General features: G+C 69.9%; 24 protein-coding genes and 1 pseudogene. 17 read left to right on the top strand and 8 right to left on the bottom strand.

Going from position 1 to position 26,694, the window contains the following annotated elements:
• Positions 1-58 precede the first annotated feature (58 nt).
• Complete coding sequence (locus tag ABT297_RS24025; protein ID WP_350553403.1) at positions 59-1,294, bottom strand: MFS transporter; 1,236 nt, start codon at positions 1,292-1,294, stop codon at positions 59-61.
• A gap of 525 nt (positions 1,295-1,819) precedes the next feature.
• On the opposite strand from ABT297_RS24025, the gene ABT297_RS24020 reads away from it, so the two are divergent.
• Complete coding sequence (locus tag ABT297_RS24020) at positions 1,820-2,323, top strand: hypothetical protein (protein WP_350553401.1); 504 nt, start codon at positions 1,820-1,822, stop codon at positions 2,321-2,323.
• Positions 2,324-2,463: 140 nt separating this feature from the next.
• Here ABT297_RS24020 and ABT297_RS24015 read toward each other — a convergent pair.
• From ABT297_RS24015 to ABT297_RS24000, 4 genes and pseudogenes are all read right to left on the bottom strand, one after another.
• Positions 2,464-2,694, bottom strand: a pseudogene (locus ABT297_RS24015) (phosphotransferase-like protein); the annotation flags it as partial.
• A gap of 328 nt (positions 2,695-3,022) precedes the next feature.
• Positions 3,023-4,216, bottom strand: coding sequence for an acyl-CoA dehydrogenase family protein (locus tag ABT297_RS24010; RefSeq protein WP_350553399.1), 1,194 nt, complete (start codon positions 4,214-4,216; stop codon positions 3,023-3,025).
• Positions 4,217-4,243: 27 nt separating this feature from the next.
• Positions 4,244-5,704, bottom strand: a complete 1,461-nt coding sequence (locus ABT297_RS24005) for an FAD-dependent oxidoreductase (protein ID WP_350553397.1) — start codon at positions 5,702-5,704, stop codon at positions 4,244-4,246.
• Positions 5,701-6,738 (bottom strand): ABC transporter substrate-binding protein, encoded by a 1,038-nt coding sequence (locus ABT297_RS24000; RefSeq protein ID WP_350553395.1) that lies wholly within the window; start codon positions 6,736-6,738, stop codon positions 5,701-5,703. Before ABT297_RS24000 ends, ABT297_RS24005 begins: the two co-directional genes overlap by 4 nt.
• Positions 6,739-7,656: 918 nt before the next feature.
• Between ABT297_RS24000 and ABT297_RS23995 the strand changes: the two genes are divergently transcribed.
• Positions 7,657-9,102 carry a flavin-containing monooxygenase gene (locus tag ABT297_RS23995; protein WP_350553393.1) on the top strand — a complete coding sequence of 482 codons (1,446 nt, stop codon included), beginning with the start codon at positions 7,657-7,659 and terminating at the stop codon, positions 9,100-9,102.
• A gap of 46 nt (positions 9,103-9,148) precedes the next feature.
• Positions 9,149-9,475 (top strand): Dabb family protein, encoded by a 327-nt coding sequence (locus ABT297_RS23990; RefSeq protein WP_350553391.1) that lies wholly within the window; start codon positions 9,149-9,151, stop codon positions 9,473-9,475.
• Positions 9,476-9,574: 99 nt separating this feature from the next.
• On the opposite strand, the gene ABT297_RS23985 is transcribed toward ABT297_RS23990, so the two are convergent.
• Entirely contained in the window at positions 9,575-10,339 is a 765-nt protein-coding gene (locus ABT297_RS23985) for a FadR/GntR family transcriptional regulator (RefSeq protein ID WP_350553389.1), read from the bottom strand.
• 289 nt (positions 10,340-10,628) lie between these two features.
• Between ABT297_RS23985 and ABT297_RS23980 the strand changes: the two genes are divergently transcribed.
• The 14 genes from ABT297_RS23980 to ABT297_RS23915 all read left to right on the top strand — a co-directional run bounded on the left by ABT297_RS23980 (position 10,629) and on the right by ABT297_RS23915 (position 25,102).
• Entirely contained in the window at positions 10,629-11,753 is a 1,125-nt protein-coding gene (locus ABT297_RS23980) for a zinc-dependent alcohol dehydrogenase (protein WP_350553387.1), read from the top strand.
• Between the two features lie 3 nt (positions 11,754-11,756).
• Complete coding sequence (locus ABT297_RS23975; protein WP_350553385.1) at positions 11,757-12,689, top strand: alpha/beta hydrolase; 933 nt, start codon at positions 11,757-11,759, stop codon at positions 12,687-12,689.
• Between the two features lie 34 nt (positions 12,690-12,723).
• Positions 12,724-13,704 (top strand): D-2-hydroxyacid dehydrogenase family protein, encoded by a 981-nt coding sequence (locus ABT297_RS23970; protein WP_350553383.1) that lies wholly within the window; start codon positions 12,724-12,726, stop codon positions 13,702-13,704.
• Between the two features lie 24 nt (positions 13,705-13,728).
• Positions 13,729-15,660 carry an AMP-binding protein gene (locus tag ABT297_RS23965; RefSeq protein WP_350553380.1) on the top strand — a complete coding sequence of 644 codons (1,932 nt, stop codon included), beginning with the start codon at positions 13,729-13,731 and terminating at the stop codon, positions 15,658-15,660.
• Positions 15,660-16,811, top strand: coding sequence for an acyl-CoA dehydrogenase family protein (locus ABT297_RS23960; protein ID WP_350553378.1), 1,152 nt, complete (start codon positions 15,660-15,662; stop codon positions 16,809-16,811). The genes ABT297_RS23965 and ABT297_RS23960 overlap by 1 nt, the downstream gene beginning before the upstream one ends.
• Positions 16,812-16,843: 32 nt before the next feature.
• On the top strand, positions 16,844-17,635 hold the full coding sequence (locus tag ABT297_RS23955) for an enoyl-CoA hydratase-related protein (RefSeq protein WP_350553376.1): 792 nt from the start codon (positions 16,844-16,846) through the stop codon (positions 17,633-17,635).
• A 13-nt stretch (positions 17,636-17,648) separates the two neighbouring features.
• Positions 17,649-18,398 carry an enoyl-CoA hydratase/isomerase family protein gene (locus ABT297_RS23950; protein WP_350553374.1) on the top strand — a complete coding sequence of 250 codons (750 nt, stop codon included), beginning with the start codon at positions 17,649-17,651 and terminating at the stop codon, positions 18,396-18,398.
• Positions 18,399-18,584: 186 nt separating this feature from the next.
• Entirely contained in the window at positions 18,585-19,820 is a 1,236-nt protein-coding gene (locus tag ABT297_RS23945; protein ID WP_350553372.1) for a CaiB/BaiF CoA transferase family protein, read from the top strand.
• Positions 19,817-21,085 (top strand): CaiB/BaiF CoA transferase family protein, encoded by a 1,269-nt coding sequence (locus tag ABT297_RS23940; RefSeq protein WP_350553370.1) that lies wholly within the window; start codon positions 19,817-19,819, stop codon positions 21,083-21,085. Before ABT297_RS23945 ends, ABT297_RS23940 begins: the two co-directional genes overlap by 4 nt.
• A gap of 31 nt (positions 21,086-21,116) precedes the next feature.
• A complete protein-coding gene (locus ABT297_RS23935) occupies positions 21,117-21,617 on the top strand; it encodes a MaoC family dehydratase (RefSeq protein WP_350553368.1) in 501 nt (166 codons plus the stop codon).
• Between the two features lie 27 nt (positions 21,618-21,644).
• Entirely contained in the window at positions 21,645-22,091 is a 447-nt protein-coding gene (locus tag ABT297_RS23930) for a MaoC/PaaZ C-terminal domain-containing protein (RefSeq protein ID WP_350553366.1), read from the top strand.
• Positions 22,092-22,101: 10 nt separating this feature from the next.
• The gene (locus ABT297_RS23925) at positions 22,102-22,539 is read left to right on the top strand and encodes a Zn-ribbon domain-containing OB-fold protein (RefSeq protein WP_350553364.1); all 438 of its coding nucleotides are present in this window, start codon (positions 22,102-22,104) and stop codon (positions 22,537-22,539) included.
• Positions 22,536-23,741: a thiolase family protein gene (locus ABT297_RS23920; RefSeq protein WP_350553362.1), complete on the top strand. Its 1,206-nt coding sequence runs from the start codon at positions 22,536-22,538 to the stop codon at positions 23,739-23,741. Before ABT297_RS23925 ends, ABT297_RS23920 begins: the two co-directional genes overlap by 4 nt.
• A 149-nt stretch (positions 23,742-23,890) precedes the next feature.
• Positions 23,891-25,102, top strand: a complete 1,212-nt coding sequence (locus ABT297_RS23915; RefSeq protein WP_350553360.1) for an acetyl-CoA C-acetyltransferase — start codon at positions 23,891-23,893, stop codon at positions 25,100-25,102.
• Between the two features lie 408 nt (positions 25,103-25,510).
• Here ABT297_RS23915 and ABT297_RS23910 read toward each other — a convergent pair whose 3' ends face one another.
• Positions 25,511-25,747, bottom strand: coding sequence for a hypothetical protein (locus ABT297_RS23910; protein WP_350553358.1), 237 nt, complete (start codon positions 25,745-25,747; stop codon positions 25,511-25,513).
• A 286-nt stretch (positions 25,748-26,033) separates the two neighbouring features.
• Positions 26,034-26,519 carry a hypothetical protein gene (locus ABT297_RS23905; protein WP_350553356.1) on the bottom strand — a complete coding sequence of 162 codons (486 nt, stop codon included), beginning with the start codon at positions 26,517-26,519 and terminating at the stop codon, positions 26,034-26,036.
• Positions 26,520-26,694 lie beyond the last annotated feature (175 nt).

Raw genomic sequence — 26,694 nt, 5'->3', positions numbered from 1 at the left:
ATCCGGGTCCTTCAATGCCTGTCAATACAGCGGCAACCCGACCATCGCGACCACCTCGTCATGCGGTCCCGCCTGCCGCGCCAACGGGCGTGCGGGGATCGTCCGCCGCGCGCCGCCGCCGGCGGCTCAGCATCAGGACCGGCAGTCCGCTCGCGATCACCAGGGCCAACGCCGACGCGCCAGAGCCGATCATGACCAGGCGCGGCGAGACGACCTCCAGGAGTACACCGGCGACCACGAACCCCGCCACCATCGCCCCGTTGATCACCGCGCCGAGCGTGGCGAACCCCATCCCGCGCGCACTCTCCGGCGTGCGACGGGCGACGAGAGTGGCGGCCGCGGAGCCCAACATGCCGTTGCCGATCCCGCCAAGCACGAAGGCCGGTATCACCCAACCCGCCTCGCGAGCGGCGCCGCCGGCCAGGATTCCCACGCTGACCAGCGCCAGACCCGCGATCAGCCGGATCAGATAGCCGTGGTCGTCGGTCCGGCCGCGGGCCGCCGCCCAGGAGCCGCAGACCAGGCCCAGCATCCAACTGCCCATGACGATGCCGTACGTCGACGCGGACGCGTGCAGCGTGCCGCGGACGAAGAAGACGATCGCGACATCCATCAGGTTGGCTGCCGCGACGACCACCGCCGTCATGCCCAGCGCGACAACGAGCACCCGGTCGTCGCGCATCCGGTAGGCCACGACGGGCGGACTGTCCGGTGTGGACGGCGCCGCCGGCCGCGGGGCACGGCGGGTCCGGACCACCAGGCCCACCACCGCGATGGCCAGAAAGCTCGCCGCGTCGAGCAGGAGCGGCAACCGCAATCCGCTGACCGAGACGAGCGCGCCGGCGAGCGCCGGGCCGGCGAACATCCCGGCAGACGTGAATGTCTGCGAGATGGCGCTTGCCCGCGGGACGTTCTCCACCCCCACCATCGCGGGCGCCAGTGCCGCGAACACCGGCTGGGTGACGGCGACCCCGCAAGCCAGCAGCGCGTTGAGCGCGATGAGCGCCACCGGGGCGGACGTGGTGAGCATGGCCAGACAGCACAGCGCCTGCAACGGCGCGACCACCGCGATGATCCGGCGGCTGTCGAACCGGTCGGCGACCCACCCGCTCGGCCGGGCCAGCAGCACGGGCGGCAGGGAGGCGCTCAGCAGCAACGCGGCCACCGCGTATCCGTCCGCACCGCGCTGCTGCAACACGACGGCCAACGACGTCGCTGCGAGCAGGTCGCCGCATACCGAGATCCCGCGCGCGCTCGCGGTCAGGTAGACATCGCTCCAGCGGGGCTCGTCCATCGTACACATCCAATCAATGCCATCGATGAGCCGGAAAGCTGATCGCGCACATGGATTGGTCGTGCGAATAGGATTGGTCCTGAAGGTGGGAGCCCACCTGGACACTCGCCGGGGACCGCGGTCAACCCGATAAGGCGACAGTACTATACAACGCTCGGCGGGCCGGGAGCCGGTGTGGCACTCTCCCGGCCGGCTCCGTCCGCGACGGCGCCTCGGGTGGCTCCAGGACCTGCGCCTCGGACGGCGGCGAGTGTGCCGAAGGCGATGCCCCAGGCCATGCTCAGCGCCACCAGACCGGCCCGAAGTCGGCGGGTGTGCAGGGCCGGGCGAGGCAGACGAGACCGAGGTAGGCGGCACCAGCCCGACCCCGATCCCGACGAACCGCCGGCGAAGTCTGCCGACAACCCGCCACGGGCGGCGTCTTCGTGCGATCCGAGCACCAAGATGATCGTTGCGGTCGCGTGTCGCGGAAGATCACCAGTGACTGCGCTGATGTGCTGCTGTGCGGCCAGTAACGTTGAGCGTGTGGAGCCGCAATCCCGAGCATTGCCAACGTCCGACCTTGAGGCGATCTTCGGCGTGCTCGTCACCGTGCATGGCGAGCTAACTGCCGACGAGCTCCAGCCGGACCTGGTACGCCGCCTGCTCCGCCGGCTCACCGATCACGGGCCGCTGCCCGCGGGCGCCTCGACCGGTGAACTGAACGCCCTGCTGGCCGACCTCTGTCAGCGCATGCACTGGGCGATGTCGGCGGACTACGGCGACTACCCCGAGCCCAGGCCGCGCCGAACCACCTACTACCTCGACATCCCGGACGAGGCAGAGGCGGTGGACGCCTGCATGGCGGCACTGACCGATCTCGGCGGCGAGGTCAGCTTCCAAGGGATCGAAAGACCGAGCCCGAACCGGCGGCAGCTCGCCGCGGCATTCCCCGATCTGCCGCCCGACCCCAGCCATCATGCCAGGATCGCTCAGCTGTCATCGCTTGCGAGCCGCTACGGAGGCCGTTTCGCGGGCTTCGGCGGCTGACCTGTGCTACGCGGGATCAGGAGCAAGGGTGAAGTCCCGAAGCCGGTCCGTCGCGTCGACATCGCCCACCACCATCGACCAGGTCGACGACAGCTGGAGCCAAATTCGAGCAGGTCATCCCTCGGCGCGCCAGGTCGGCGTCAGCTCACGTGCCGGGCGATGGCGCGGGCGCAGTCGAGCGATTCCGCGTGGGTGGTGTCGACCTCGACGTCGTACACGACGCCCTTGTGCACCGTCTCGGCCTGCAGGGCGGCCATCCCGGGAACCCGTCCCTCCGGACGAACTCCCGGGCCGCGGAGGCGCTCCTGGCTGGTCCGGCCGCCGAGGAAGACGTCGTCGATGATGATCCGTGCCCCCGCTCGGGCCATGGCGGCGACGCCCGTCGTTCAGGCGGTCTCGATCGCGCGCCATTCGTCGCCGAGGATGACCTCGCAGCCCTGCCCGAACGAGATGCCGGTGCCGGAGTCGAGAAGGGCGGGCGGCAGCCGGTCGACCAGGTCGTCCACGCCCATGTTTCCGTGATCATGCGCCTGGCGTCCACGATGCGCGGGGTTTCGACTCATCACGGAGTGATTATGCTGCTTTTTGTGCATGTTCACTCCGTGATCATGGCCAGGATGATGGCTGCTCGACGCAGGTCGCAGGCGCGGCCAGCGCCGCCCGGACTCGGCTTGCGATGCCGAGCGCCCAAGTGACTAGTCAGCGGCTCTTGTACTCGCGCAGCAGGCCGCGGCTGATGATGGTCTTCTGGATCTCCGAGGTGCCCTCGCCGATCAGCAGGAACGGCGCCTCGCGCATCAGCCGCTCGATCTCGTACTCCTTCGAGTAGCCGTAGCCGCCGTGGATGCGAAACGCCTCCTGCGTGACCTCGGCGCAGTACTCGCTGGCCAGCAGCTTCGCCATGCCGGCCTCGACGTCGTTGCGCTCACCGGAGTCCTTCAACCGTGCCGCGTTCACCATCATCAGGTGCGCCGCCTCGACCTTCGTGGCCATCTCGGCGAGCTTGAACGCGATCGCCTGGTGCTCCACGATCGGCTTGCCGAACGTCCTGCGCTGCTGGGCGTACTCGACGGCGAGTTCGAACGCGCGGATCGAGATGCCGCACGCGCGAGCGGCGACGTTCACCCTGCCGACCTCGACACCGTCCATCATGAACGCGAAACCCTTGCCCGGCGCGGCACCCAGCACCTTGTCGGCGCCGATGCGGTAGCCGGAGAACACTGCCTCCGTGGTGTCGACGCCCTTGTAGCCCATCTTGTCGATCTTGCCGGGAATCGTCAGCCCGGGCGCGACCTCACCGAAACCGGCCGGCTTCTCCACGAGGAACGCGGTCAGGTTCTGGTGTGCCTTCTCCGCGCCCTCGTCGGTGCGGGCCAGCAGCGCGATCAGATTGGAGCTGCCGCCGTTGGTGAGCCACATCTTGGCGCCGTCGATGACGTAGTCGTCGCCGTCCCGCCGGGCTTTCGTCTTGATCGCCGCGACGTCGGACCCGAGATCCGGCTCGGACATGGAGAACGAGCCGCGCACCTCACCGGTGGCCATCCTCGGCAGGAAATTTGCCTTCTGTTCCGGCGTACCGTGCTGCTTGATCATGTGGGCCACGATGAAATGCGTGTTGATGACGCCGGAGATGCTCATCCAGCCGCGCGCGATCTGTTCCACCACGAGCGCGTAGGTGAGCAGTGACTCGCCGAGTCCGCCGTACTCCTCGGGAATGGTGAGGCCGAACAGCCCCATTTCCTTCATGCCCTCGACGATGTCGCTGGGGTATTCGTCGGCGTGCTCCAGGGCCTGGGCGTTGGGAATGATCTCCTTGTCCACGAAGACACGGACGGTGGACAGAATCTCCCGCTGTACGTCGGTGAGTCCTGCGGCCTGAGCGAGTCTGGCCATCTGTTCCTCCAAATTGACGTTCTGGTGTCAGCGGAGCTCCGCCGTGGCGGCGTGCGCCGCCGCGATCCGCCCGAAGCACAGCGCGTCGGACAAGCTCGCCCCGGCGGCGGCGTAGAGCCGCCCCGTCGCCTGGCCGAGTTCACCCGCTCCATAAAGCCCGGGGATCGGCGCGCCGGACCGGTCGAGGATCCGCGCGTGGGCGTCACGGCGCGGGCCGCCCGTGGTGTGCGATCCGCCCGGCCACAGCGGCACGCAGTAGTACGGCGGCTCGTCGAGGGGGAGCAGGGTGTCCGCCGGCCGCCCAAAGTCCGGGTCGATGCCGCTCGCGCACACCGCGTTGTAGCGCTCGACCGTCGCCTGCGCCCGCAGCGGGTCGCCGACACCGGCTGCCGTTGCGGCGTCGGCCACCGTGGTGCCCTGGTGGATCCACCCCCGCGCGATCTCCGCCGAGTTGTCCTCGCTCCAGCGGTAGATGCCGGCGGCGGCCAGGCCGACCCCGAGGTTGGTCAGCGGTCCGGCGCGCCGCCGCTTCTCGTCGAAGAACCAGTAGGAGGGTACGCGGGGCAGCCCGCCTCCCTCGTCACGGGCGATCATGTGCTGGTAGAAGTCGTGCCGGAGCTCGGCCTGCCCGGACTCATCCGCGAAGCGCATGCCGTGCCGGTCGGTGATGACGTAGCCCGGCGGTCCGGTGTAGAGCATGAAGTTGAGCCGGCCGAGGGCGGGGTCGACGAAGCTGCCGACCCCGCGCCCGACGAACTGGTCCATATGCCAGAGGTCCGCACCGAGAGGCGCGACGAGGCGCAGCCCGTCGCCGCGGTTGCCGGGGTTCCCGTAGAAGCGCACCGGGTCGACGGGCAGGTTCTCCCGGCGGACGACCTCGTCGAACTCGAACCCGCCGGTCGCGAGCACCACGCCGCGACGGGCGTGCACCCGCACCCGCGCACCGTCGCAGGACATCTCCACGCCGGTGACGCGCTCACCGTCCACGATCAGCCGGTCGACCGTGCAGCCGTAGCGGATCTCCTGCCCCAGCTCCGCCAGCGCGTCGCGCATGGCCGCGAACAGGCGGGTGCCGCGGCCCTCGGAGCGGTCGAGCGGGACGCCGCCGCGGGCGGCGGTGACCACGACGATGCCGTTCGCCCCCGGAAGGTCCGGGTGCTCGGCGGTGCCGCTCGGCGCCGTCGTCATCGTGGTCCGCCGCTCGAGCCACGCGACCAGCTCGCAGGCCCGGGCGGCCCAGGCGGCGCTCACCTCGCGCGGGACGAGGCCGTCGGCGCACGCATCGAGGTAGTCGGTCGCGGCGGCCACGTCCGTCGCCGCCATGATCGAGCCCCCTGACATCATGACGCTCGGCGTGTGCCGCTCACGCGGCTGCCGCTCGACCACAAGGGTCCGCAACCCGAGGGCCCTGGCCTCCAGCGCGGCCGCCGCGCCGGCGGCCCCGAACCCGAGCACGCACAGGTCGAACTCGACCGCCTCGGTCGTCACGCCTGCGCCTGCTTGACCACGATCTTGTCGTAGTTGATCTTGCTGTAGTTCTTGCCGCCCAGCTGCATCGCCTTCTCCACGCCGGTGCGCGTGCACTTGGCGCCGGGGATCCCCGACTTCTGGGCCGACTTCCAGGCGATGTCGAAGACGTTCTGGTCGAGCTTGGGGAACCAGTCGTTCTTCAGCACCTTCCCGGCCTCGGCGGGATGCTGGTCGATGAAGTCCTGGGCCTGGCCGAGCGCCTTGAGGAGCTGGTCGACCTGCGTGGGGTGCTGGTCGGCCCACGAGCGCTTGGCGAACACCCCGGAGAACACGGCGTCCTTGAACAGCTCGTCGAAGTCGCCGTTCGGTCCGGAGGCATAGATCTCGGCCTCGCCGTCGGCGATGTTCTGCTCCAGGACGCCCGGGCTGTAGTAGCCGCCGTCGAACTGGCCCTGCTTGACCCCACCGACGACCGCGGACGGGTCCTGGACACCGACGATGCGCAGGTCGCGGTCGGGGTTCAGGCCATAGTGGGAGACGATCTGGCGCAGCAGCTGGTTCGTCGCCGAGCCCTCCTGCGTCGTGGCGATGGTGAGGCCTTTGAGCGCGCTGATCCGATTCTGGACCGGGTCGCTCGGCGATGCGCCGATGCGGGTTGCGACGTCCTTGCGCAGCACCAGCGACGGGGTGGTGAGGCTCGTGCAGGCCACCACGACCAGATCCGACCCGGCGTTGATCGCGTCGAGGATGGTGGCGAAGCCGCCGGCGCCGAACTGCGCCTGGCCCGACAGCGTCGCGGAGATCAGCGTCGTGCTGGAGGAGCCGCTGGCCTGGTAGTTGAGGTTCAGGCCGTTGGCGGTCGCGAAGTCCTTCGACTTCATGACCTGCGTCGTCGCGTACCCGAGGGTCGGGGCGGCGGTGATGAAGGTGACCGGGTCGCCGCCGGATCCGCCGGCCGATCCGGCGGGGTCCCCCGCGCAGGCGGTCGTCGCGAGTGCGAGCGCGGCGGCGATCGTGGCGCGGACCAAAACCTTGCGTGCAGTCATAGTCATCTCTATTCCTCAACCGTGCGATCGTTGGATGCCCGGTGGCGGGCCCGGGTCCGTACAGGACGTGTGGTCGCTCTGGAACCGCCGGCCGTCCGGCCCCGGTATCAGGACGGCGAGCGGGGCGGGTACACGCACGAACGGTCACCCTGACGACGTCGCCCGCCCCAGAGGAAGTCGCTGACGTCGATGCTCGGGACCCGCCAAGGCTCCTTCTGGTCCATCGGCGGTCTTTCCATTCGGCGGGTTGGGGTAGTGCTCAGGGTCCACCGGCGTCGTGCGGGTGGGCGGGTCCGCGCGCGGGTGGGGAGGTCCGGCGACGGGCCGGGGCCTCGCGCCGCATCGAGCCCATGCGTTCACGCCCCTCTCCGTCGAGGACTGCGAGCATTTACTGATCTATTAGTATACCGTGTTGAGTGGCCTGGCAAGGACTGCTTGGAAACGGGATCGGGACAGCACGTGGCGGACGCCGCGTCGACACTGCCGCGCACCACGGGCCCGGCACTGTGCTGTACACGGGGGTCTGCCGGAGCTGGGACGGCATGTTTGCCGTTCATCGCCACCGTGGTCTCGAGGGCCGGCCATGGCTCGGCGCGAGCGCTCCGCACATCCTGACCCACGACGACCACGCCGCCGCGCTCCTCGACGTCGCGTTCCACGGCTCGACGTGGCATTCCACGGCGGACGAGCCGGGGGATGCTGCCGGCGTGCTCGTCGTCGGGGCCATCGAGTTCGAGAGAGGTCCCGGGCGCGACCTGGCCCTCGCGCGCCCTACGTCCTGTCGTCGCCGGCTGTGCCCGCGGACGGTCGATGCGGGCGGAGTGTTGCCGAGCTGTGAAAACAAGATATAGTGTTCGGTGCGTATTGCACCCAGTTGAGGTGAGGTGGCGCGTAGTGATTGCTCAACGCCGAGCGAGAAGGCTCATGCCGAGGGTCGCGATCATCGGCGCCGGGTTCGGGGGCATCGCCGCCGCGGTGACGCTCGCGAAGGCCGGCCTGACGAATTTCGTGGTCTTCGAGCGGTCGGGCGGTCCCGGCGGGGTCTGGTGGGACAACCGATATCCGGGCGCCCAGGTCGACACCCCGTCGCACATGTACTCGTTCTCGTTCAAGCGGTACGCATGGTCACACAGCCACGCCTACCAACCTGAGTTGCAGCGCTACATGGCCGAGACCATCGAGGAGCGCGGGCTGGCCGCGCACTTCCAGTACAACAGCGAGGTCGGCACGATCCGCTGGGACGATGCCCGTGCCGTGTACGACGTCGAGGTCAACGACGAGATCCGAGAGTTCGATTTTGTGATCTCCGCTGTGGGCATGCTCAATGTGCCCCGGCACCCGCAGTGGCCGGGGCTCGAGGAGTTCTCGGGCCTCGTCATGCACACGGCCGAGTGGGATCCCGATGTAGACCTGACGGGCAAGCGGATTGCCGTCGTCGGCACCGGGTCCACCGCCGCCCAACTCGTACCGTCCATCGCCGGCAAGGCGGGGCGGTTGTACGTCTTCCAGCGCGAGCCGGGCTGGATCAACCCCAAGCCGGTGCGGACATACACCGAGGAGGAGCGCTCGGTGATGACGTCGCCGATGCGCTACCGCATCCAGCGGCTGAAGGGCTACTTCGACGCCGCGGGTACGCGCGCCGGCGGGAACATCCACATCGAGGGATCCCGCTCCAATCTCGCGGCCATGGAGGCCTGCCGCGCCTTCATCCGTCGCGAGCTCGGCGAGCGCCCCGAGCTTGTCGACCTGGTCACCCCGACCTACGGCTACTTCGGCAAGCGACCGATCAAGGACAGCAACTTCTACGCGGCGCTGCTGCGGGACAACGTGGAGCTCGTGCCGAGGGCCGTCGAGAAGGTCACCTCCGCCGGCCTGGTGGACGACGCCGGCAACGAGTTCCCGGTCGACATCATCGTGACCGCCACAGGTTTTCAGGTCTCGGAGTACCTGCCTCGCCTCACGGTATTCGGGCGGGGCGGGGCCGAGATCCACAAGGACGTGTGGAAGGGCGAGCCCGCCGCATATCTCGGTGCGACCGTGCCCGGGTTCCCCAACTTCTTCATGATCTACGGCCCCAACACGAACAGTCCCGTGACGCTGTTCTTCCTGGAGGCGCAGGCGCGTTTCGCACTGCGCTCGATCCGGTGGGTCGGCCGCCGCGGTGCACGCTCGATCGAGGTGAGGCGTTCGGCCTTCGAGCGCTTCGACAGCTGGGTGCAGGACAAGATGCGTGGCAGTGTCTGGGCCACAGCCAACAACTACTTCCGCACCGGGTCCGGCCGCGTCATCACCCAGTGGCCGAACAACCCGACCTGGTATTGGCTGCTCGCGAAGACCACTCCCGAGCTGTCGTCGCGGGTGCGCTTCTGACAACAGGGGCCGCGAGCCGCGCGCCTGTGAGGAGGACAGGAATCAGATGTTCACCCATGCCGTGATGTTGACTGCCGGACCGAACAGCCCCGTCGGCGTCGATGAAGCCGCAGACCTGCTCAAGTCGCTGGAGTCGGCGGTTCCCTCGGTGCGGTCCTTGACCGTGGCGCGCAATCGAGTGGCGGGCGGGCCTCCCGCCGCCGACATCCTCGTCATAGCCGAGTTCGACGACGAGGATGCCTACCGGGCCTACCGCGCCCACGAGGCGCAGATCGCCGTGCACAGCAGGCTCAGCCCGCACTGGGCGGAGACACGCTTTGTCGACTTCACCGTTGCCGTCGCCACGCGGAGCCCTGGGACGAGTAAGTCCTGACCCAGAGGCGGGGCGAAGGAGTGCTCGGCGGGACGACGTACCAACACGCGTCCCGCCACGAGCCACACCGTGCCGTCGGGCAGACAGGCGCAGGCGCGGTCAGAGCGTCCAGCGCACGGGCGCGGCGGCTTCGTTGCTGAAGTCCTTCCGCCAGAACCGCTCGGCTTCACGCAGGTGGCGGCCCCAGTACTCGGCGGCTCGCTCGCTGTCGCGGGCGGTGAGCGCTGACAGAATTCGCTCATGGGCTTTAGCCGTGCCTTCGACCTGGACCGGGCCGTAGGCGATGCCGACGACGTCGCCGCCGCCGATCTTGTGCAGTCCGACGGCGAGCAGGCTGAGCACGGGAGAGTTCGCCGCCTGGGCGACCAGGGTATGGAACTCCCGCGCGAGCTGCTGGAAGGTTTCGTTGGTGATGCCAGGCTCGCGCATCTGATCGATGGTCGCTTGAAGACCCTCGAGTTGCTCGACGGTGATTCTCCGCGCCGCGAGCGAGGCCAGGTGTGGCTCGATGAATGAGCGAGTCTCCATGACGTCGAGCATCGACGAGCCGTTGGCCTGGAACGACAAGGTCAGGGCTCGCGCCAGATCGTTGTCGTCCGGCCGCCTGACCACGGGGCCGCCGTACCGCCCGGTCCGCATGTCGAGCATCCCGAAGATCTCGAGGATTCGCAGCGCCTCGCGCATCGTGCCGCGGCCGATGCCGAGCATCTCCGCGAGCTCCTTCTCCGGGGGCAGGGCGGTCCCGGGGGTGATGTCATTGGCAAGGATGTGGTCAGCGAGGCGCTTCGCGGCCTGTTCGCCCACCTTGGGCGTCCGGCCGGCGGCGGGCGGCGCGATGTCCAGTCTGCGTGATGTGCCGTCCAAGCCGACGCTCCGCTCTCGCTTCGTCGGTCGCGATGCGGCGCTGGGCGATCCACTCAAGGCCATGGGATCCCCCTTGTGTTGGTACGGAATTTGAAGGTGATGACCATAGAGTATCCACTGTAGCGCGCGGACCTGAGCCTTCGAAAACTATCTCTATACCCACACGCGACGGAGGCGAGACCTGTCGCTCCCGCTTAACTTGATATACTATTGATCGCGTTGTGTCCACGCGCCGTATGCCGCCGCTGTCGGGGCGGCCGCCGCGGGGCTCGGTTGCTGGAGGTTGTCCGTGCAGCACAACGACGGTCTGGCGGCGGTTCTCGTCGCTCCGAATCAGTTCGAGTTCCGATCCTTCCCCTTCCCATCCGTTGACGCGGGTGCAGTCATCACCGTAGAGGCATGCGGGATCTGCGGCACAGACATCGAGCAGTACCAGGGTGCGATGGAAGAGGACGCCCGCCGCACCCCGATGCCCGCGATCCCCGGCCACGAGCCCGTGGGACGGATCCTGCGGATCGACGACGCCACCTCCCAGCGCTGGGGCGTCGGGGTCGGCGACCGCATCAGCGCGCGGGCGGTCTGGGGTTGCGGACGCTGCGAGCACTGCCTGGCGTTCAACCCGGCCGACTGCACCTCGCGCGGCGGCACGTACGGCTTCACCCGGATCGACCGGGCGCCGTACCTGTGGGGCGGCTTCGCCGAGCTCCAGTACCTGCACCCGCTCTCGGTCGTCGTGCGGGTGCCGGACAGCCTCGACGCCGGCGTCGCCACCCTGATCAACCCCGTCGCGTGCGGGCTCTCGTGGGGATGGCGGGTGCCGAGCACCACGGCGGGGGAGACCGTCGTGATCCTCGGGGCCGGTCAGCGGGGGATCTGCTGCGCGGTCGCGGCGAAGCTCGCCGGGGCCAAGCGGGTCGTGATCACCGGCATCGCGCAGGACGCCTTCAAGCTGGAGGAGGCCCGGCGGATCGGCGTCGACGAGACGCTCGTCGTCGGGCCGGACACGGACTCCGTCGCCGCGCTGATGGACCTCACCGAGGGCGGGGCCGACGTCATTGTCGACACGACGCCGTTCTACAACGACGCGCTCCACGTGGCGACCGAGGTCGCGCGGCAACGTGCTCGCATCGTGCTCGCCGGGATCAAGGGCGACCCGCCCGCGACCAACCTGCGGCAGGACCGCATCACGCTGAAGGAGCTGCGGATCATGGGGGTGTCCACGGCCAAGTCCGAGGACTTTCTGGCCGCCGTGGACGTCCTCGTGAAGGAGATCGACACCTTCGCGCCCTTGCACACCCGCTCCTACGGGCTGCACGAGGTCGAGAAGGCGCTCACCGAGGCTGCCGGCCAGGTGCCCGGTCGCGAGGCCATCCACGTAGCGATCGAGCCCGGTCTCGACGCCGCGGGGAAGTAGGCCGTGTCCGATGTCGTCGACCCTCAGCTGCGTCCCGGGCTGGAGCGGCTGCCGGTCCTCGATCTGACGGACCTCGCCGCTTTCCGGCAGACCGCCCGCCGGCGGGCCGCGGCGCCGGCCGATCCGGGGCTCGCGCGGGAGAACCACAGGGTCCCGGCCGCGGCTGGTCACCCGGGTGTCGATGTCCGGCACTACCGGCGCACCGACGTGGTGGGTTCCCGCGGCGTGGTCCTGTGGGCGCACGGGGGAGGTCACGTCCGCGGGTCGATGGACCAGGACGACCTCCTGCTGCGCGCGCTCAGCCGGAACGTCGGGTGCGACGCCGTCGCGGTCGGTCTGCGCCGGGCGCCCGAGGACCCATATCCGGCCGACGTCGACGACATCCTCGCGACGGCGGAGTGGATCCGCGACCATGCCGCGGCGCTCGGTGTCGACGGCGACAGGCTCGTCGCAGCGGGGTCGAGTGCCGGGGCCGGCGCCGTCGCCGGCGCCACGCTGCTCGCCCGCGACCGCGGGGACCAGCCGTTCTGCTTCCAGGTTCTGACCTACCCGATGCTCGACGACCGTACCGTCCCGCCGCACGCGCACCCGGTCCCGGATCCCCGGATGTGGTCGCCGGAGAACAACGAGTTCGGGTGGCGCGCATATCTCGGCCCGGCGTTCGGTACCGCGGACGTCCCGGCCTATGCCGCGCCGGCCAGGGCGACGGACCTTTCGGGGCTCCCGCCGGCCTTCCTCGGGGTCGGGGCGCTCGACCTGTTCCTGCGGGAGGACCTCGAGTACGCCGCCCGGCTCGCCGAGGCGGACGTGCCGGTGGAGGTCCACGTCTATCCCGGCGCCTTCCACGGCTTCAACACCCTTGTTCCAGACGCCGACGTCTCGGCGCGGTTCGACCGTGATCGCAACGAAGCGCTCATCCGCGCGCTCCGCGGCTGATCGCCGGCAGCGCCCGGACAGAAGGAGTACCCCCATGTCATCAATCCCCGCAACGGGGCTCTCGGTCGCCGTGCTCGACGACTACCAGGACCTCGCCGCGACGGTCGCCGACTGGTCGCCGCTCCCGGCCGGCGTGAGAGTCCACGTCTTCAGAACCAAGATGACCGAGCCGGACGCGCTCGTGGCCGCGCTGGCCGAGTTCGACGTTTTGGTCGTACTGCGTGAGCGGACGCCGATGACGGCGGACCTGCTCGGGCGGCTCCCGAAGCTGCGGCTGCTCGTGACGACGGGCCCGTACAACGCCGCGATCGACCTCGATGCGGCCGCGGCGAACGGCATCACCGTGTGTGCCACGCGGCTGTCGATGACCTCGACGATCGAGTTCACCTTCGCGCTCCTCTTCGAAGTCACCCGCCTGACCGGTGCCGAGGACCGGCACATGCGGGAAGGCGGCTGGCAGTTGGTGCGTCCCCTCCGGCCGGAGTTGCGCGGCCGGACGCTCGGCCTGGTCGGCTTCGGCCTGATCGGCACGGAGGTCGCACGGATCGCCACGGCCTTCGGCATGCACGTGCTCGCCTGGAGCCAGAACCTGGATCCTGAGGTCGCGCGGCGCGGGGGTGCGGAGCCGGTGAGCCGTGACGAGTTGTTCGCCCGCTCGGACTTCGTCTCGATCCACACCCGGCTGAGCGAGCGCACGCGCGGCCTGGTCGGCGCCCACGAGTTGGGGCTCATGAAGCCGACCGCCTACCTGCTCAACACCTCGCGCGGACCGATCATCGATGAGCCGGCCTTGGTCGAGGCCCTGCACTCGGGGTCGATCGCCGGCGCGGCCCTCGACGTGTTCTGCCACGAGCCGCTCCCGATGGATGATCCGCTGATCAGCGCGCCGAACGTGATCCTCTCGCCGCACGTCGCGGCGATGACCACCGGGCACGCCGCAGCATGGTTCACCGACGTCGTCGAGGACATCAACGCCTGGATCGCGGGTCGTCCGATCCGCGTGCTTTCGCTTTAATGATGTATAAGGTATGTTGCTTCCATGGTCGCATCGCAGCCGTGGGAGCCGTCCGACGACTACTGGGACGGCAGCCGCCTGCAGGCCGTGATGAGGCGTCTCGGAACGCCCTCGTACAGCGACTTCTACGAGAAGAGCATCACGGACACCCCTGCTTTCTGGGCGGCGACTCTTGCAGATCTGGGCTGGCAATGGGCTGAACCCTACGGTGAGTTGCTCGCGACTCCACGGGGGAAGCCTTGGCCCGAATGGTTCATCGGGGGCCGCACCAACATCGCCACCAACTCCGTCGACAGGTGGCTTCCCGACCGCGCCGACGACCTCGCGGTCGTGGGCGTCGGGGAGGACGGCCGGACGGTCGGGCGGACCTTCGCGCAGCTGCGGCACGATCTCGGTGCCGTGGCCTCCCGGCTGGCCGCGGCCGGAGTCCGCGCGGGCGACCGCGTCAGCATCTATCTGCCGTTCGACCACCGCGCCGCCGCGGCGCTGCTCGGCATCGCGCATCTCGGCGCGGTCGCCGTGCCGATGTTCACCGGCTACGGGCCCGGCGCGCTGGCGCAGCGGATCCGGCACAGCGGTACCCGCGTCGTGCTGACCTGCTCGGGGTTCGTCCGCGGCGGGAGGACGATCGACCTGCGTGGCCCTGTGGACGTGGCCGTCGCCCGCGCCGGTGCGGTCTCGGTGTGGGACATCGACGACATCCTCGCCGACGGTGCGGACGACGATGTCGAGCCCGCGCCGCGAGTCCAGGTCGGTTCGGCCGACCCGCTGCTGATCGCCTACACGTCCGGCACTTCGGGTCGGCCGAAGGCGGCGGTGCACACGCACACCGGGCTGCCGCTGAAGGTCGCGCAGGAGCTGGCGCAGTTGATGGACGTACGTCCCGGCAGCGTCATGCTGCGCATCACCGACATGGGCTGGATCGCGGGGCCGTACACGATCCTCAGCGGCCTGGCCGCCGGCGCCACCCTGCTGCTGTACTCGGGGGCGCCGACCCAGCCCGACCACACCACGATCTGGCGACTCGTCGAGCGGTTCGGCGTGACCCACCTGGGTCTCTCGGCCACGCTGGCCCGCATCATGCGCCGCGCCGACGAGCGCCCCGCGGCGGGCATCGACATCGGCTCGCTGCGGCTGACGAACTCGACCGGCGAACCCTGGGACCCCGCGACCTATCACTGGTACCGCGAGGCCATCGGCGGTGGCCGGCTGCCGATCATCAACCACTCGGGCGGCACGGAGGTCGGCAACCTGCTGGCGTGTGTGCCGGTCCGGCCCATCGTGCACGGCGAGTTCAACACCGCTGTGCCGGGAGTGGACGTCGACGTGGCGGGCCCGGACGGGTCCCCCGCGCCCGCCGGCGAGCAGGGCGACCTGATCGTCCGGCAGCCGTTCGTCGGTATGACGCGTGGCCTTTGGGAGGACGACCGCTACCCGTCGGCCTACTGGTCCGCACACCCCGGCTGCTGGAACCAGGGGGACCGGGCCACCCGGTTCGGGCCCGACCGGTGGCGGCTCGACGGCCGGGCCGACGACCGGATCAAGGTCTCCGGGCGCAGCGTCATGCCCGACGACGTCGAGGCCGTGGCCGTCTCCGATCCGCGGGTGTCCGCCGCGGTCGCGATCGGGGTCCCGGACGAGATCAGTGGGAACGCCCTCGTGCTCCTGGCCGAGGTGCCCGGCGCGGCGGCCGACGACCCGGCTCTTCCCGGCGAGGTGCGGGCCCTGGTCCGCCGCGAGCTCGGGGCTGGATTCGCACCGTCGGAGGTACACGTCCTGGCCCGCGTGCCCCGAACCCAGAGCGGCAAGGCGATGCGTCAGGCCGCTCGCGCTGCCTACCTGGGTGAGACCCCCGACACGACGACCCTCACCGCGGCGGACGCCGAGGCGCTTCGAGAGATCGGACGACTCCCGCTCGCCGGCGCGGCACGACGTTCCCTCCGGGAAGGAACCTGATGGACTTTACGATCAACGCCGAGCAGCGCGCCGTGATGGACCTCGCTCGGAACCTGGCGCTCAAGCACTCACCCACCCCGGTGGTTTCGTGGTCCGACGCCGGCAAGTTCGCGTGGGACTTTGTCCGGGAGCTCGCCGAGCACGGCCTGACCGGGATCGACCTGCCCGAGTCCGTCGGGGGCCAGGGGCAGACCCTGCTGGACTCGGTCCTGGTGATCGAGGCCATCGGCGCGGTCGCGCCTCACCTGGCTGACGCCATCCACATCACGAACTTCGGTGCGGTCCGGCAGATCGCGGCGTTCGCCGAGACGGAGACGCTGGCGGGGGTGCTGCGCGAGATCCTCGCCGGGACGGCGCTGCCCAGCATCGCCATGACCGAACCCGAGGTCGGGTCGGCGGTGAGCCATTTGCGCACCGCCGCCAGGATCGAGCGCGACAGGGTGGTCGTCAACGGCCAGAAGATCTTCAATACCAACGGTCCGGTCGCCACGCACTACGTCGTGTGGGCCCGGTTCGGGCCGGCCCCGCAGGAGGTGGGGGCGGTCGTCGTGCCGGCCGACGCCCCGGGCTTCTCGCGCGGCGCCGACGAGCGCTTCATCTCCGGTGAGCCGCACTGCGCGCTGCACTTCGACGAGGTCGAGCTCCCGGCCGACTATGTCCTCCTGCGCACGGACGGCATTCGCCGCATGATCTCGATCTTCAACATCGAGCGGATCGGCAACGCCGCCCGGTCGCTGGCCCTCGGCGAACTGGCCCTGGCGCTCGCGCAGGAGCACATGACCCAGCGAATCACCGGGGGCAAGCCGCTCTCGGCGCACCAGGGCCTGCGCTGGAAGATCGCCGACATGCGGACCCGTCTCGACGCGGCCCGGCTGCTGATCTACCGGGCGGCGCTCGACCTGGACGGCAACGGGGCCCCGCGGGCGTCGAACGTGGCGATCGCGAAGCTCACCGCCAACGAGGCCGGGTTCGCCGCCGCGGACGCGTCGCTGCAGATCTTCGGGGGGTCCGGCTACTCGTCAGGGTCCGCGATCGACTACATCTGGCGCCGCACCCGGGGCTGGCAGATCGCTGGAGGAAGCCTCGAAGTCCTGCGTAACCGCATCGCGGACGAAATGTTCAAAGGCCGTGTGCCGGCGCTCTGGGGCTGACCGAGGGCTGCCTGGCGAGGAAAGGAGTTCCCATGACGGATGTCCCGGCGTTCGAGGACGTGTTGTACGAGGTTGAGGACGGCCTCGCGTGGATCACCATCAACCGCCCTGACCGGTACAACGCCTTCCGGGGGCGGACGGTCGACGAGCTGATCGATGCCTTCAGCCTCGCCTGGTCCGACCCGCAGGTCGGCGTTGTCGCGTTGACCGGCGCCGGTGACAAGGCCTTCTGTGCGGGGGGCGACCAGAAACAGAAGGCCGAGACCGGCGACTACGGTCCGACCCGCAGCGGCCGGTTCGAGATGGTGCGGTTGCAGCGGATGATCCGCGAACTTCCCAAGCCCGTCATCGCGGCCGTGAACGGCATCGCCGTGGGCGGCGGCCACGTCCTGCACGTGGTCTGCGACATGACGATCGCGGCGGATACCGCGAGGTTCGGCCAGAGCGGCCCGAAGGTCGGTTCATTCGACGGCGGCCTGGGCGCAGGCCTGCTGATTCGCACCATCGGCGAGAAGCGCGCGCGTGAGATGTGGATGCACTGCCGGCTCTATGACGCCGAGACCGTCGAGCGCTGGGGCTTGGTGAACACCGTCGTCCCGGCGGCCGAGCTGCGCAGCGCGGTCCGGGCCGCGGCCGACGACCTGATGCTCCGCTCGCCCACGGCGATCAAGCTGATCAAGCACTGCCTCAACGCCGATGTGGAGGGGCTCCCCGTGAACCTCGCGTTCGACGCCTTGGACCTGCTCAAGCAGAGCGAGGAGTCGCATGAGGGGGCGAGCGCGTTCGCCGAGAAGCGGTCGCCCGACTTCGCCCGGTTCCGCTGAGACGGTCGCGGCGATGAGCGACTCCGCAGTGGCGATCGTGTCCATCGACAACCCGAGCGCACGCAACAGCCTGGATGACCGGGCCCGGCGTGCGTTACTCGCGGACCTCGCCTCGGCGCAGTCCGACCCAGACGTCAGGGTGATCGTGCTCCACGGCGAGGGTGGTCACTTCTGCGCCGGCGGCGAGCTGCGCTCGATGCCGACGGAGCCGCACCTGGCCCGCGCCCGCATGGGGGAGATGCACACGATCCTCCGACTGGTCGTCGAGGGACCGAAGCCGGTCCTGGCGGCCGTGGAAGGCAGTGCGTACGGCTCCGGGATGGCGCTCGCCTCGGCGTGTGACGTCGTTGTGGCCGGGCAGTCGGCGATCTTCGGTTGCACCTTCGGCCGGGTCGGCCTCGCACCGGACACCGGCCTGGCATGGACGCTCGCCCGGCGGCTCGGTCACGTGCCCGCCCGTCGGGTTCTGCTCGGCGGCATGGTCCTCAAGCGGGACCGGGCCGCTGAACTGGGGCTCGTGGACGTCAGCGTGCCCGATGGGGAGGCGCTGTCCAGCGCGAGCGCGGAGGCCCGGCGGATGGCTGCGGCAGCGCCGCTCGCGACCGCCGGCGTCCGGGCCCTGGTGGCCGGTGCCTCGACGGGGCTGACCGAATTTCTCGATCTGGAGCTGTCGGTACAGACGAACCTGTTGGCCAGCGACGACTTTCGGGAAGGGCGGACGGCCTTCTTCGACCGCCGCCCGCCGGTGTTCAGCGGTCGATGATCCCTTGTACGGCCAACTCACTATTACGGCTCAGAGGTGTGCCCGTGTCGAATCGGTGCGCCCGGGCCGACGTCGACCAGAGGAGTAGTCCGGCATGGACCTCACGCAGACGGCGGAGCAGAACGACCTCCAGAGCACGGTGCGTGCCATCCTCACGAAGGCGTGCCAGCAGGAGCTGGTGCTCCGATGACCGGCGCCGGGCTCGCGCCGCAGCGGCAGGTGCTCTCCGGCATCACGGTCCTGGACCTGTCGAGGTGGGCCTCGGGGGAGTTCGCCGCGAGGCTCTTCGGCGACTTCGGCGCCGACGTGATCAAGGTCGAGAAGCCGGCCGAGGGCAGCCTCACCCGGACCTGGGGACCGTTCCCCGGCGACCGCCCGGATCCGGAGCGGTCGGCACTGTTTCTGCACCTCAACGTCAACAAGCGCTCGATCGAGCTCGACCTGCACGACGAGGCGGACCGCGACGTGCTGCTCGCCCTGGTGCGGCGGGCCGACGTCGTGGTCGAGTCCTTCCGGCCCGGACACCTCGAGCGCCTCCGTCTCGGGCCCGCCGAGCTGCACGCGGTCAACCCGCGGCTGGTCCTCGCCCGGATCACGCCGTTCGGGCAGACCGGACCGTATGCCGGCTACGAGGCGAGCGGACTGACGCTGCAGGCGATGGGCTGGCCCATCCACGCCACCGGCCAGGCCGACCGGCCGCCGCTGCGCAAACCGGGCCTGCTCGAGCAGTACACGATCGGCCGGACGTCCGCGGCCGGCGCGCTGGCCGGTCTGCTCTCCGCCCGGCGGACCGGCACCGGCGCGGTGCTCGACCTGTCCGGCTTCGAGATCCTGCTCTCGGGCGCGGACCGCCGCGCCGCGTTCCTGCTGGCGTCGTCTTACTCCGGCGCGAACGCACCCCGCGGTGTCCAGAGCCCGCACCGCGGTGGGTCCGCCTTCACCGGGAAGTTCGAGGCGGCCGACGGTCACCTGCAGATCTACGTCACCCAGAAGCGGTTCTGGCTGCGCCTGGTCGCCCTGGTCGCCGACGGCGACCAGGCTTTCCTCGAGCGCTTCGCCGACAGCGAGCCCGGCGGCGGATCGCACGCCGAGGAGTTCGCCGCCCGGCTGCGGGCGTACGTCGCCGCGCGCTCGAAGCACGAGGTCATGGATCGCGCGCAGGCGATGAAGATCCCGGTCAGCGCGATCCTCGACGTCAGCGAGGTCCATGCCCTGGCGCACTATCGGGCACGCGGCCTGTTCGTGCGGGCCGAACACCCCAAGGCCGGCCCGCTGGAGTACGTCGGCCAACCCTGGCGCATGCGCGGGGGCTACCGGCTGCGGCGGGCCGCTCCAACCCTCGGCCAGCACTCGGCCGAGATCCGTGACGAGCTCGCGGCCGCGACGGTTGCCGCGGCGGCGACCGAGGAGATGTTGACGTGACTGGACCGCTGGACGGGATCCGCGTCGTCGATCTGACGGTCGCCTGGTCGGGGCCGGGCGCCACCGCGCTGCTGGGCGACCTGGGCGCCGAGGTCATCCGGATCGAGGGCAGCAACCGGGCGAGCCGGCAGGCGTCGGCAAAGCTGACGCCGGAGAGCGTCCGCAAGCTCGGCTGGCCGGCGAACAACTTCCCCGACCACGACCCGGGCGCCCGGCCCTACGACCGGTCGGCCGTCTTCAACTGGCACGCCCGCAACAAGCTCTCCGCCAACGTGAATCTCGAGTCCCCCGAGGGTCGCGAGGCGGCCCGGGGCCTGCTGGCGCTGAGCGACGTCTTCGTCGAGAACAACGCCGCCGGTACCCTGGAAAAGCTCGGCCTGGGCCACGAGGAACTGCTCGAGCTCAACCCGCGGCTGATCGTGGTGCGGATGGCCGCGTTCGGGCTGAGCGGCCCGCAGTCCGGTTTCCGCGGCTACGGGCCGAACTTCAACGCTCTTGTCGGGATCGCGGCGATGGACGGCTATCCGGGCGAGGGCAGCGACTCGGCCGGCGACAACAACCACATGGACGAGGGATCGCCCGCGGGTGTCGCCTTCGCGGTCATGTGCGCGCTGCTCGATCGCGAGCAGACCGGTCTCGGCGGCCTGATCGAGTTCGCTCAGGCCGAGCACGAGATGCAGGAGATCGGCGAGTACCTGATCGACTGGCAGGTGAACGCCCGGGTGCCCGACACGCTCGGCAACGGCGACGTGCACTTCTTCCAGGACGTCTTCCCCGCGAAGGAGGACGACCGATGGGTCGCCATCACGGTGCGCTCGGACCGGGAGTGGGCCGCGCTGGGGTCGCTGCTGGGCACCGACTTCACCGAGCTGGTCGCGGAGGGGCGTTGGCGCTCGAATGCCGACGCCCTGCGCGAGATGATCGGCGCCTGGACCGCACCCCGCTGCACGGATGACATCGTCGAGGCGCTCCAGGGCCTCTGCATCCCGGCCGGTGAGGTGATGACCGAGCAGCGGGTGCTGCAGGACCCGCAACTCGAGGCCCGCGACTGGTTCAAGGTCCGCAGCCACCCCAACGTCGGCACCCACCGCTACCCGGGCCACCCGTGGCGGGTCGAAGGCGGGTTCGAGCTGCGCTACGGCCGTCCCGTCCCGGGTTTCGGCGAGGACAACGAGTACGTCTACAAGACGCTGCTCGGCTACAGCGACGAGCAGTACGACGCCCTGGTCGAGGCCGGCGTCGTCACCGACCGGCAGCGCGTCTGACGCGCTGCCGCCACTTGCGAGAGGAGGACCCGTGTCCCTCGTCCCCGACGAAACGCTGGCACTGGTCGGCCAGGAGATCATGCGTACCTCCGGGGTCGCGGTGCTCCGCGAGGGCCAGCGGTACGCCGCCGCCGTGCGCGACGCCAACCCGCTCTACCACGACGACGCGTACGCGCGCCGGTACGGCTACCGCGGCGCGATCCTCCCGTCGCTGTTCCTGCAGTACCTGGTCATGGGCGCCTATCGGCTCGACGAGCTGCGCAAGGACGGTGGCGCCGCGACGGGCGACGCTGCCGGCATCCCGCTGCCGGACTGCCCCCGGATCATGGCGGGCGGTGTCGACTGGCGCTTCCACCTCCCGGTCTACGACGGCGATGTCGTCGAGCACACGCGCACCCTCGCCGGGATCGAGGAGAAGCGGGGCCGCTCGGGCTCGTTCGTCCTGCTGACCTCGCGGAACACGTATCGCAGGCAGGACGGCGAGCTGATCGCCGAGTCCACGTCCCGGCTGATCGCCCGGCCCGCGGGCTGACCCGGCCACCGACCTCCGAGGAGTCACATGACCATCGAACGCTGGTTCGAGGACGTCGAACCCGGCATGGAGCTGCCAGCGAGCAGGCTCGCCGTGGACCCGGTGCAGATGTTCTTTTTCAGCGCCGCGACCTTCAACGGCCACCGCATCCACTACGACCGCACCTGGGCCACCGAGGTCGAGGGTTACGGGGATCTCGTCGTGCACGGCCCGCTGCAGGCGGCCCTGCTCGTCCGGACCGTCACCGACTGGATCGGCGGGGGCGGCCGGCTGCTCGAGTTCTCGACCCAGAACCGTGGCGCCGCGCTGCTGCCGGATCAGCTCCGCTTCACGGGCCGGGTGGTCCGCACCCGCGAGAAGGACGGGCAGCACCTCGTGGACATCGAGCTCGCCGGTCAGAAGATGGACGGAGACGAGGCGAAGACGATCATGCCGGCGTCCGCGACCGTCGCGCTGCCCGAGCCGGGACGGTGAGTAGAGCGCCATGAGCACGACGACCGCCGCCGACCCAGTCGGTGAGATCCCCCTGCCGGTGCCCTCACCCCGGACCCAGCCCTTCTGGACCGCCGCCGCCGGGGGCACCCTCGTGCTGCAGCGGTGCCCGAACGACGCCAGCTACCAGTGGACCCCCCAGCAGGCGTGCATCGAATGTTTGAGCGAGGACCTCGTCTGGGAGCCGGTCAGTGGTCGCGGCACCGTGTACTCCTACTCGATCGTCCGGCGCCCGCAGACCCCCGCGTTCGGGGTGCCCTACGTAGTGGTGATCATCGAGCTCGAGGAGGGTCCCCGCATGCTGAGCCGCCTGGTCGACGTCGACCCCGAGTCCGTCACGATCGGCATGCCCGTGCAGGTGTCCTTCGAGCGGCACGGCGACCTGGCGCTGCCGCTGTTCACCCGAGCCGAGCAGGGGACTACGGCATGAGTGTTTTCCTCGATGGCGCGCGGATCGTGGGGGTGCACACCACCGCCGTCGGGCGCAGCCTTCATCCGCGTACCGGCTTCTCGCTCGCCCTCGAATCGCTCCTCGGCGCGCTTGACGATGCCGGAATGACGATCGGCGAGGTCGACTGCGTCTACGCGTCCACCTCGGGCTGGCCCGCCGGCTCGCCCCCATTCCCCGAGGCGTTCTGGGCGAAGCAGATCGGCCGGCCGCTGAGGTGGGGCGGCTCGATGTTCGGCATCCCGGCCGTCCTCGACGCCGCCGCCGCGATCACGGCAGGGCTCATCGACACGGCGGCGGTCGTCGTCGGCAACTGCCGGGTGCCCGACGCCGGGGCCACGGCCGTCTGGACCCGGCCCGAGCACGAGTTCACCGCTTGGTCGGGATCGTTCACATCGGTGCAGTACGGCCTCGCCGCCCAGCGCTACATCCATGAGTACGGTGACAAGGCGCTCCACGCGATGGGCCGTGCCTCGGCCACGATCCGCAACTACGGCAGCATCCACCCGGGCGCGATCTACGAGGGCCGCGGCCCGTTCACGGCCGCGGACGTGCTCGCGTCGCGTCCGATCGCGAGCCCGCTGACCCTGCTGATGTGCTCCGCGGTGAACGACGGCGGGCACGCGCTGATCATGACGCGGACCGATCGTGCGGCCGACACCCCGAAGGCGCCGATCTCGGTGCTGGCCGGCGCGAACCAGCGTCCCTACCCGTCGTACTTCGAGGCGCCGGTGCTCGACGCCGTGCCGAACGAGGGCGCGTTCGTCACCGAAGCCATGCGCCGGGCCGGCATCACCCACCAGGACATCGATGTTGTGCAGCTCTACGATCACTTCGCCATCGGCGTGCTGATGGAGTTCGAGATGTACGGCTTCTGCAAGCCCGGCGAGGCGGCGGACTTCGTCGAGTCGGGCGTGATGGAGCTGAACGGCCGTTATCCCACCTGCACCGACGGTGGCCTACAGTCATACAGCCACAATGGCAAGCCGTCGTTGTACCGGGTGATCGAGGGCGTGCGCCAGCTGCGTAACGAGGTCCCCGACCGGTGCCCGAACTGGGCCGACGGCGAGCACTCTCACACAGATGGGGTCTGCCGCGCCGTGCGCGACGCCCGGACGGCGTTCGTCACCAACCCCGGGCCCCCGACGGGGGGAGGTGCGTTCGCCGTCCTCCGGCGGTCCTGATCTTCGGCGGGCGATCGACGACCTGATCGACATCGCCCGGCGGCAGCGGATCGCCGACGTCGCGACGGCCAACACGGGGCGCGGATCGTCGTCCGGCCCCACATCGGGCTGCCACCCGGCGGCCCGGCGATTGACTCAAAGGGAGACTCATGCGTGACGTGGTGATCTGTGAGCCATTGCGGACCCCGGTCGGAGGCTTCGGCGGTTCCCTCCGGGATGTGCCGGCGCATACGTTGGCGGCGACGGTGATCCGCGCACTGCTCGATCGCACCGGGCTGGCGCCGGAGTCGGTGGACGACGTGCTGCTGGGCAACTGTTACCCGTCGATGGACGCCCCCGCGATCGGGCGGGTCGCCGCGCTCGATGCCGGGCTGCCGGTCACCGTGTCGGGCCTGCAGATCGACCGTCGTTGCGGCTCGGGACTGCAGGCGGTGCTGTACGCGGCGATGCAGGTCCAGACCGGCGCCTCGGAGGTGGTCCTGGCCGGCGGCGCTGAGTCGATGTCGAATGCGCCCTTCTACTCCACCGCGATGCGTTGGGGCGCGAAGGCGGGCCCCGGTGTGATGATGCATGATGCACTGGCTCGGGGCCGGGTCACCGCGGGTGGAGCCAACTTCCCGGTGCCGGGCGGGATGATCGAGACGGCGGAGAACCTGCGCGCCGAGTACGCGATTCCGCGCGAGGAGCAGGACGAGTTCGCGGTCCGATCGCACCAGCGCGCGGCGGCGGCGCAGGCCGCGGGCCGGTTCGTGGACGAGATCGTCCCGGTCACGGTGACGGGCCGCAAGGGCGACACGGTAGTGGACGCCGACGAGCACATCCGGGCCGATTCCACGGTCGAGAAGCTGGCCACCCTGCGGCCGATCATGGGCAAGCAGGACGCCGACGCCACCGTCACCGCGGGCAATGCCTCGGGTCAGAACGACGGGGCGGCGATCTGTGTGGTCACCAGCCGGCGGAAGGCCGAGGAGCTGGGGCTGCGCCCGCTCGCGAGACTGGTCTCCTGGGGCGTGGGCGGGGTGCCGCCGAAAACGATGGGCATTGGTCCGGTGCCGGCTGTGGCGAAGGCTCTTGACGTGGCCGGAGTCGCGCTCAAGGACGTCGACCTGATCGAGCTGAACGAGGCGTTCGCCGCTCAGGTGCTCGCCTGTACACGGGAGTGGGGGTTCGCCTCGAGCGACTTCGACCGGCTCAACGTCAACGGGTCCGGGATCTCGCTCGGCCACCCCGTCGGCGCCACGGGCGGGCGGATCCTCGCCACGCTGACCCGTGAGATGGACCGCCGGGGCGCCCGCTACGGGTTGGAAACGATGTGCATCGGCGGCGGGCAGGGCCTCGCCGCCCTCTTCGAACGCGTCTGAGGCGGGTGGGCGGCACGCTCGGTGGCGAGCAGCCCAGGGGGCCGGTGCTCACCGCCGACACTAGGTCGCGCCCGTCCCGGCAAATCCCAATGGACGCCGGCTGCCCAGGCCCGCACCGCCTCGCTCCGACGACCGGCCGCGCTCCCCGGGCGTAGATGGCGGCGCGCCCGTTCCCCCATCCCGGTCCAGCCGGCCTCCGGCGCCGGTGATCACGACGACCTTGCCGTGGCCAGCCCTCTTCTTTTGAGATCGCTTGTGCCCATCGGCACATCACTCGATGAAGAGCGACCATCAATTGGCTGGCAGCGGTGGTCCGCCAAGCAAAGTCTCCGTGGTCATGCGTCTGGCGCCCGCAGTGCACGGAGTTCTCTTTGATCACGGAGCGAACGTGCTGCTTTTTGTGCATTTTTACTCCGTGATCACGGCGAACATGATGGTCGGTCGACGCAGATCGCAGGCACGTCCTGCGCCGCCATGGGCGGCGGTGTCGATGGCGTCCAGGACGGCCAGGGTGCGGTGGTGGTCGGCTTGCAGGCGGGCTCGTTCGGTCTTGCGTGTGGGGCCGAGGCTGCCCAGGAAGGTCTTGGTCTGTGTGGCGTGCTCGGCCGTCGCGATGTGCTTGAGGTGCAGTTTTGCCGCGAGCAAGCCCCCGGGGCGGTAGGCCAGTTCGATCGCCAGCGTGCGACGGAGAGTCCGGAGACTGACTGGGGCTTCGGGGACGGGAGTCAGGCCGAGCCGTTGACCCAGTTGCGGAACCAGGTGTAGCGGACATCAAAGGCGAACCTGCCCAGCAGCGGCACCCCGTTCTCGGAGATGAGCGGCGCGGTAGGCGGGTTCGATGACGACCCATTCGTCGGCGAGGCCGCCCAACTGTTGGCCTTTGATGAATTTGCTGGCCAGCCGGTAGCGGACCGACCCGGGACCGTAGTGCTCAGTTGGGCGACAACTGCCGACCTCCAGTTCCATCAGCTCGGACGATCGCATTCCGGACACCGCGGCCGGCAGGGATGATCGCGGCGGTGCGGACGATGCCGACCACCGCGACGGCTTCCAGGCGGTCCAGTGGCAGCGTCCAGGACAGAGAGCCGTCCCCGTCAGCGCGGCCGACGACGGCCAGGGTCGCCCCGATCCTGGCCCGCAGGTGCGGGATCCACTGCCGCCAGAACTGGGTGAACCCGGCCTGGTGGGCCAGCAGCCCGAGAGAGAGCCGGCTCGACGGGTCCTCCGGTGACCACCCGGTGGCGGCCCGGTCGTGGATGGTGTGCTCGGCCGCCAGCGGCAGCGGTTCGCCCCGCCGCTCGTAGTCGGCGAGCAGTTGGGTGATCTCTTTCTCGGGCAGCGTGGAGGTGAAGACGTGGTCCCCGCTGATCAGGCGAGAGTCTTGACGAGCCGGAAAAGCTGCATATAGTATCGCCATCACTGAACGAGACATGTCTCACCCCCGCCGCCGAGAACAACGGAGTGAGGCCCAGACCAATGGCCGTACTGCACTGTTGGAACGGGAAAGTTGTCTGCCCGTTCATTCCACTGGGCTCGGGTAGGACGATGTCCGAACGCGCCGACGTGATAGCGCGATGACCTCGGTCGCGAGT

Origin of the sequence: Dactylosporangium sp. NPDC000555 (assembly GCF_040300025.1) — a bacterium.
In the GTDB taxonomy this organism is placed as follows: Bacteria; Actinomycetota; Actinomycetes; order Mycobacteriales; family Micromonosporaceae; genus Dactylosporangium.
Note: the sequence above shows the minus strand (reverse complement) of the source record. Positions and strands in the feature narration are given on the sequence as shown.

Coding starts and splice junctions, on each gene's coding strand:
- ABT297_RS24025 (WP_350553403.1), bottom strand. CDS start 1,294: ATGGACGAGCCCCGCTGGAGCGATGTCTACCTGACCGCGAGCGCGCGC.
- ABT297_RS24010 (WP_350553399.1), bottom strand. CDS start 4,216: ATGGCCAGACTCGCTCAGGCCGCAGGACTCACCGACGTACAGCGGGAG.
- ABT297_RS24000 (WP_350553395.1), bottom strand. CDS start 6,738: ATGACTATGACTGCACGCAAGGTTTTGGTCCGCGCCACGATCGCCGCC.
- ABT297_RS23995 (WP_350553393.1), top strand. CDS start 7,657: ATGCCGAGGGTCGCGATCATCGGCGCCGGGTTCGGGGGCATCGCCGCC.
- ABT297_RS23990 (WP_350553391.1), top strand. CDS start 9,149: ATGTTCACCCATGCCGTGATGTTGACTGCCGGACCGAACAGCCCCGTC.
- ABT297_RS23970 (WP_350553383.1), top strand. CDS start 12,724: ATGTCATCAATCCCCGCAACGGGGCTCTCGGTCGCCGTGCTCGACGAC.
- ABT297_RS23965 (WP_350553380.1), top strand. CDS start 13,729: ATGGTCGCATCGCAGCCGTGGGAGCCGTCCGACGACTACTGGGACGGC.
- ABT297_RS23960 (WP_350553378.1), top strand. CDS start 15,660: ATGGACTTTACGATCAACGCCGAGCAGCGCGCCGTGATGGACCTCGCT.
- ABT297_RS23955 (WP_350553376.1), top strand. CDS start 16,844: ATGACGGATGTCCCGGCGTTCGAGGACGTGTTGTACGAGGTTGAGGAC.
- ABT297_RS23950 (WP_350553374.1), top strand. CDS start 17,649: ATGAGCGACTCCGCAGTGGCGATCGTGTCCATCGACAACCCGAGCGCA.
- ABT297_RS23945 (WP_350553372.1), top strand. CDS start 18,585: ATGACCGGCGCCGGGCTCGCGCCGCAGCGGCAGGTGCTCTCCGGCATC.
- ABT297_RS23930 (WP_350553366.1), top strand. CDS start 21,645: ATGACCATCGAACGCTGGTTCGAGGACGTCGAACCCGGCATGGAGCTG.
- ABT297_RS23925 (WP_350553364.1), top strand. CDS start 22,102: ATGAGCACGACGACCGCCGCCGACCCAGTCGGTGAGATCCCCCTGCCG.
- ABT297_RS23920 (WP_350553362.1), top strand. CDS start 22,536: ATGAGTGTTTTCCTCGATGGCGCGCGGATCGTGGGGGTGCACACCACC.
- ABT297_RS23915 (WP_350553360.1), top strand. CDS start 23,891: ATGCGTGACGTGGTGATCTGTGAGCCATTGCGGACCCCGGTCGGAGGC.
- ABT297_RS23905 (WP_350553356.1), bottom strand. CDS start 26,519: ATGGCGATACTATATGCAGCTTTTCCGGCTCGTCAAGACTCTCGCCTG.